Annotated in this window: 8 protein-coding genes; 6 read left to right on the forward strand and 2 right to left on the reverse strand. The window is 68.1% G+C overall.

Translation table 11 applies throughout. The features are described from left to right. Positions 1–1,692, forward strand: a 1,692-nt coding sequence (locus ENN83_RS13460) for a bifunctional sulfate adenylyltransferase/adenylylsulfate kinase (RefSeq protein ID WP_287187754.1), incomplete at its 5' end; no start/stop codon positions are given. A gap of 148 nt (positions 1,693–1,840) precedes the next feature. Here the strand turns inward: ENN83_RS13460 and ENN83_RS13465 are convergent. Further along, a complete protein-coding gene (locus tag ENN83_RS13465) occupies positions 1,841–2,068 on the reverse strand; it encodes a DUF1150 family protein (protein ID WP_287187755.1) in 228 nt (75 codons plus the stop codon). Positions 2,069–2,082: 14 nt separating this feature from the next. Next, positions 2,083–2,496, reverse strand: coding sequence for an Hsp20 family protein (locus ENN83_RS13470; RefSeq protein ID WP_287187756.1), 414 nt, complete (start codon positions 2,494–2,496; stop codon positions 2,083–2,085). Positions 2,497–2,669: 173 nt separating this feature from the next. Between ENN83_RS13470 and ENN83_RS13475 the strand changes: the two genes are divergently transcribed. The 5 genes from ENN83_RS13475 to ENN83_RS13495 all read left to right on the forward strand — a co-directional run. Next, entirely contained in the window at positions 2,670–2,888 is a 219-nt protein-coding gene (locus ENN83_RS13475; protein WP_287187757.1) for a YdcH family protein, read from the forward strand. A 49-nt stretch (positions 2,889–2,937) separates the two neighbouring features. Next, the gene (gene purE / locus ENN83_RS13480; protein WP_287187758.1) at positions 2,938–3,426 is read left to right on the forward strand and encodes a 5-(carboxyamino)imidazole ribonucleotide mutase; all 489 of its coding nucleotides are present in this window, start codon (positions 2,938–2,940) and stop codon (positions 3,424–3,426) included. Continuing rightward, a complete protein-coding gene (locus ENN83_RS13485) occupies positions 3,419–4,501 on the forward strand; it encodes a 5-(carboxyamino)imidazole ribonucleotide synthase (protein WP_287187760.1) in 1,083 nt (360 codons plus the stop codon). The genes purE and ENN83_RS13485 overlap by 8 nt, the downstream gene beginning before the upstream one ends. A 156-nt stretch (positions 4,502–4,657) precedes the next feature. Further along, on the forward strand, positions 4,658–5,104 hold the full coding sequence (locus ENN83_RS13490; RefSeq protein WP_287187764.1) for an NUDIX domain-containing protein: 447 nt from the start codon (positions 4,658–4,660) through the stop codon (positions 5,102–5,104). 62 nt (positions 5,105–5,166) lie between these two features. Continuing rightward, the coding region (locus ENN83_RS13495; protein ID WP_287187762.1) for an NYN domain-containing protein at positions 5,167–5,496 on the forward strand (330 nt) is incomplete at its 3' end.

Consider the following 5,496-nt stretch of genomic DNA (forward strand, 5'->3'; position numbering starts at 1 on the left):
ACCCCGATCCCCGAACTCTACGTTTCGCCCGAAAGCGCGCAGAAGCTGAAGCTCGAGGCGGGCACGCTGCCCAGCTGGGATCTGACGCCGCGCCAGATCTGCGACCTGGAACTTCTGATGAATGGCGGGTTCAACCCGCTCAAGGGGTTCCTGTCCCAGGCCGATTACGACAGCGTGGTCGAGAACATGCGGCTGGCCGACGGCACGCTCTGGCCGATGCCGATCACGCTCGACGTCTCCGAAGACTTCGCCGCGGGGATCGAACCCGGCCAGGACATCGCGCTGCGCGACCAGGAGGGCGTGATCCTCGCCATCCTGTCGGTCACCGACCGCTGGACGCCGGACAAGGCGCGCGAGGCCGAAAAGGTCTTCGGCGCCGATGACCTGGCCCACCCGGGCGTCAACTACCTGCACCACACGGCAGGCAAGGTCTATCTCGGCGGCCCCGTGACCGGCATCCAGCAGCCCGTGCATTACGACTTCCGCGCCCGCCGCGACACGCCCAACGAGCTGCGCGCCTATTTCCGCAAGCTCGGCTGGCGCCGCATCGTCGCTTTCCAGACCCGCAACCCGCTGCACCGCGCGCATCAGGAACTGACCTTCCGCGCCGCGCGCGAGGCGCAGGCCAACCTGCTGATCCACCCCGTCGTCGGCATGACGAAACCGGGCGATGTCGACCATTTCACCCGCGTGCGCTGCTACGAGGCGGTGCTGGAAAAGTATCCGCAGGCCACCACCACGATGAGCCTGCTGAACCTCGCCATGCGCATGGCCGGCCCGCGCGAGGCGGTCTGGCACGGGCTGATCCGCAAGAACCACGGCTGCACCCATTTCATCGTCGGCCGCGACCACGCCGGGCCCGGCAAGAACAGCCAGGGCGCCGATTTCTACGGCCCCTACGAGGCGCAGGAATTGTTCAAGCACTATGCGGACGAGATCGGCATCGAGATGGTCGATTTCAAACAGATGGTCTATGTGCAGGAAAAGGCGCAGTATTTCCCTGTGGACGAGGTGCCCGAAGGGGCAACCGTGCTGGATATCTCGGGCACCGAACTGCGCCGCCGCCTGCGCGAAGGGCTGGATATCCCCGACTGGTTCTCCTTCCCCGAAGTGGTCGGCGAACTGCGCCGCACCTCGCCGCCGCGCGCGAGCCAGGGCTTCACCGTGTTCTTCACCGGCCTGTCCGGCTCGGGCAAGTCGACCATCGCCAACGCGCTGATGGTGAAACTCATGGAGATGGGCGGCCGTCCGGTGACGCTTCTGGATGGCGACGTGGTGCGCAAGCACCTGTCCTCGGAACTCGGCTTCTCCAAGGAACATCGTGACATCAACATCCGCCGGATCGGCTATGTCGCCTCCGAGATCACCAAGAATGGCGGCATCGCGATCTGCGCGCCGATCGCGCCCTATACCGCCACGCGCCGCGCCGTGCGCGAGATGATCGAGGCCTATGGCGCCTTCTGCGAGGTCCATGTCGCCACGCCCCTCGAGGAATGCGAGAAACGCGACCGCAAGGGGCTCTACCGGCTCGCGCGCGAGGGCAAGATCAAGGAATTCACCGGAATCTCGGACCCCTACGAGGCCCCCACCGCGCCCGAACTCAGCGTCGACACCACCGGCGTCGATGTCGACAATTGCGCCCATCAGGTGATCCTGAAACTCGAACAGATGGGGCTGATCGCGGGCAACTGACCCGCGCCCCGCCTGCTTCTTCTGGCAGCAAATATCCCCGCCGGAGGCGCGCGCCCGCGCAAGCGGGCGCGCCACGCCCAACCCCGGACAAGCAGGGCGTCAGCCCTGCGCCGGACGGGGGCGGGAGCGCCCCCCCGCGCGCCCCGGCTCAATGCACGTTGACCGGGGCCAGGCCGTTCTGCCGCGCCAGCGCGAAGGCCAGCGCGCGGTCGCGCACCAGGGCCAGCCGCTCGCCGCTGGCCGCATGCAGCGCGTAAAGCCCGTCCAGCCCCCCGGCCTCGCGCTGCACCTCTTCGGGCAGTTCAGCCAGCTTCACGGGCCGCACATAGACGATCCGCTCGCTCCCTTCGGGAAAGACCTTGTGTTTCCTGTCCATCAAATCTGCCCTCCTCACGCGCGCCTGATGCGGATCGTCTGCACCACGCTTTCGGGCACCAGGCGCTCCAGATCGACATGCAGCAGCCCGTTTTCCATGGTCGCGCCCGTCACCTCGACCCCGTCGGCCAGCACGAAGCGGCGCTGGAACTGGCGGGCCGCGATGCCGCGATACAGGAACACCCGGTCGGCGCCCTCCTTGGCCTGCCGGCCGCGGATCACCAGTTGCCGGTCCTCGACGGTGATCGCCAGATCCTCCTCGCGAAAGCCCGCCACCGCCAGCGTGATGCGATAGCCCGTGTCCGAGGTCTGTTCGATGTTGAAGGGGGGGTATCCCTCGTTGCCGGTCTTGGCGGTCCGTTCCACGAGGCGTTCGAGCTGCTCGCATCCCAGCAGGAAGGGATGCGAGCCGAGGGTCAGTTTCGACATTTGGGCAAGTCCTTGAACAAGCGACCTGAAGTGCGATCCGCCCCGCATCCGCGGCGGCGTGGACGGGATATGGGGATGGCGCGCGCGCGCCGCAAGTCCGGCTTCCCGCCGCGGGGCAAACGCGATAACTTGACATGATCAGGAAATGCAGCGACTCGGCCCGGGGAATGTCGATGAACATCGCCAGTGAGATGAACTCCGAAGAAGTCCTGCGCGTGAAGCTCGAGGTCCTTCGGCGCAAGCATCGTGATCTCGACGACGCGATCCGCGCCCTTCAGGACACCGGGACCGGCGACAGCTTCACGCTGATGCGGCTGAAAAAGCAGAAACTCGCGCTCAAGGACCGCATCGCGCTGATCGAGGATCAGCTGACCCCCGACATCATTGCGTAACACCCGCATCCGTCTATAGTGCGCGCTCGCGAATCCGGGAGGGCGCTGCATGGCGGACGTGAACGTGGGCATCATCATGGGCAGCCAGTCGGACTGGCCCACCATGAAGGAGGCCGCAGCGATCCTCGACGAGCTTGGCGTCGCGCATGAAACGCGCATCGTCTCGGCCCATCGCACCCCCGACCGGCTGTGGGAGTATGGCCGGGCCGCTGTCGACCGCGGCCTTCAGGTCATCATCGCGGGCGCGGGCGGGGCGGCGCATCTGCCCGGCATGATGGCGTCCAAGACCCGCGTGCCGGTGATCGGCGTGCCGATCCAGACCCGCGCGTTGAACGGGGTGGACAGCCTCTATTCCATCGTCCAGATGCCCAGGGGCTTTCCCGTCGCCACCATGGCGATCGGAGCGGCGGGCGCGGCCAATGCCGGGCTGATGGCCGCGCAGATCCTCGCGCTGTCCGATCCCGTTCTGGCGGCCCGGCTCGACCGCTGGCGCGCTGATCTCTCGGCCTCGATCCCCGAGGAGCCCGCCGATGACTGAGCCGCTGGCCCTCGGCGCCACCATCGGCATCCTTGGCGGCGGCCAGTTGGGCCGGATGCTGTCGGTCGCGGCCGCGCGGCTGGGCTTTCGCAGCCATGTCTTCGACCCCGCCCCCGAACCGCCTGCGGGTCATGTCGCCGACCGGGTGACGACCGCCGCTTACGAGGATACCGCGGCGCTGGCGGCCTTTGCCGCCTCGGTCGATGTCGTCACCTACGAGTTCGAGAACATCCCCACCGCCGCGCTGAACGCGATCGAGTCGCAGGTCGCGATCCGGCCGAACCGGCGCACGCTGGCCGTGTCGCAGGACCGGCTGACCGAAAAGGCCTTTGCCACCGAGCTGGGCCTGAAGACCGCGCCCTTCGCCGCCGTGGATGACGAGGTGGACCTGGCCGAGGCCATGGCCGAGATCGGCCTGCCCGCCATCCTGAAAACCCGCCGACTGGGCTATGACGGCAAGGGCCAGGCGCGGATCGACCGGCCCGAGGATGCGCCCGCGGCCCTCGCCGCAATGGGCGGGGCGCCCGCGATCCTGGAAGGCTTCGTGTCCTTCACGGCCGAGATCTCGGTGATCGCCGCGCGCGGGCTGACGGGCGAAGTGGCATGCTACGATCCCGGCCTGAACGTGCATCGCGACGGCATCCTGCACACGACCCGGGTGCCTGCGCTGCTGACGACCGCGCAGCGCACCGATGCCGTGCTGCTGGCCGGCCGCCTGCTGAACGCGCTCGACTACGTTGGCGTGATAGGGGTGGAGCTTTTCGTCACGCCGGGCGGCCTGCTGGTCAACGAGATCGCGCCCAGGGTGCACAATTCCGGCCACTGGACCCAGGATGGCTGCATGATCGACCAGTTCGAGCAGCATGTCCGCGCCATTGCGGGCTGGCCGCTGGGCGACGGGTCGCGCCATTCCGATATCGAGATGGAAAACCTGATCGGCGCGGATATCGACAAGGTGCCCGCGCTGGCCCGCGATCCTGCCTTGGCGCTCCATCTTTACGGCAAGGCCGAGGCACGGCCGGGCCGCAAGATGGGGCATGTCAACCGCTGGCTGGGGCCCGCCGCGCGCCAGTAGTCGCCCCGACGCCCCGGCAAGGCCCGGATCGCCCTTTCCGCCCCGGTGGGGAATGGCCCGCGCCCGCCCGTGCAACCGGGCCGGGCCGGTGCGGCAAGGGCGATCCGCGGGATCGGCGCGCTTGCGGTCGGGGCGCGGGCAGGGCAGTCTCGCGCCATGACCGCCGCCACGCCCCGCCTTGCCGTCCGCGCGCTGATCCTGCACGAGAACCGCCTGCTGCTGGTCAATGCCTGGCCCGGCGGGGTCAGCGACCTGTGGTGCGCGCCGGGCGGCGGGGTCGAGCGCGGCAGTTCCCTGCCCGACAACCTCGCCCGCGAGGTGCATGAGGAAACCGGGCTGCGCATCGCCATCGGCGCGCCCTGCCTGGTGAACGAGTTCCACGACCCCGGCCGCCCGTTCCACCAGGTCGACATCTATTTTCGCTGCACGATCACCGGCGGCAGGCTGGATGCCGACTGGCGCGACCCCGATGGCGTGGTGACCGAACGCCGCTTCTTCACCCGGGACGAGATGACCGCCATCCGCTACAAGCCCGACAGCCTGCCCCGGGCCGCCTGGGGCAGCGGCGTGATCTACGACCCGCTGGAGCCGCTGGTGCGGTAACGCGCCCAATTTTCGTCCCATTCCGCACCTAGCACGGGGGAAATTCATTTGGGACTCGGGCGATGTTTCAGGGGTCAGCAATCGGCCGCGTGGCGGTCTTCGTCGATGGCGACAATGTCCCGGCCCCTCATGCGACCGCGATCCTGACCGCCGCCCGCGAATGGGGCGAGCCGCATATCCTCCGAACCTACGGACAGGCGCAGAACCTGACGCCCTGGCAGAAGGTGCCCGGCTTCCGATTCTTCTGCGCGGGCATGGAAAAGAACGGCGCCGACCTGCTTCTGGCCATCGACGCGATCGAGCTTGCCCTGACCGATCCGCCCGAGACCTTTGTCATCGTCAGCAGCGACCGGGATTTCCGCCATCTCGCGATCCGCCTGCGCGAAAGGCGG

It is taken from the genome of Rhodovulum sp., assembly GCF_011048875.1.
GTDB lineage: Bacteria > Pseudomonadota > Alphaproteobacteria > Rhodobacterales > Rhodobacteraceae > Rhodovulum > Rhodovulum tesquicola.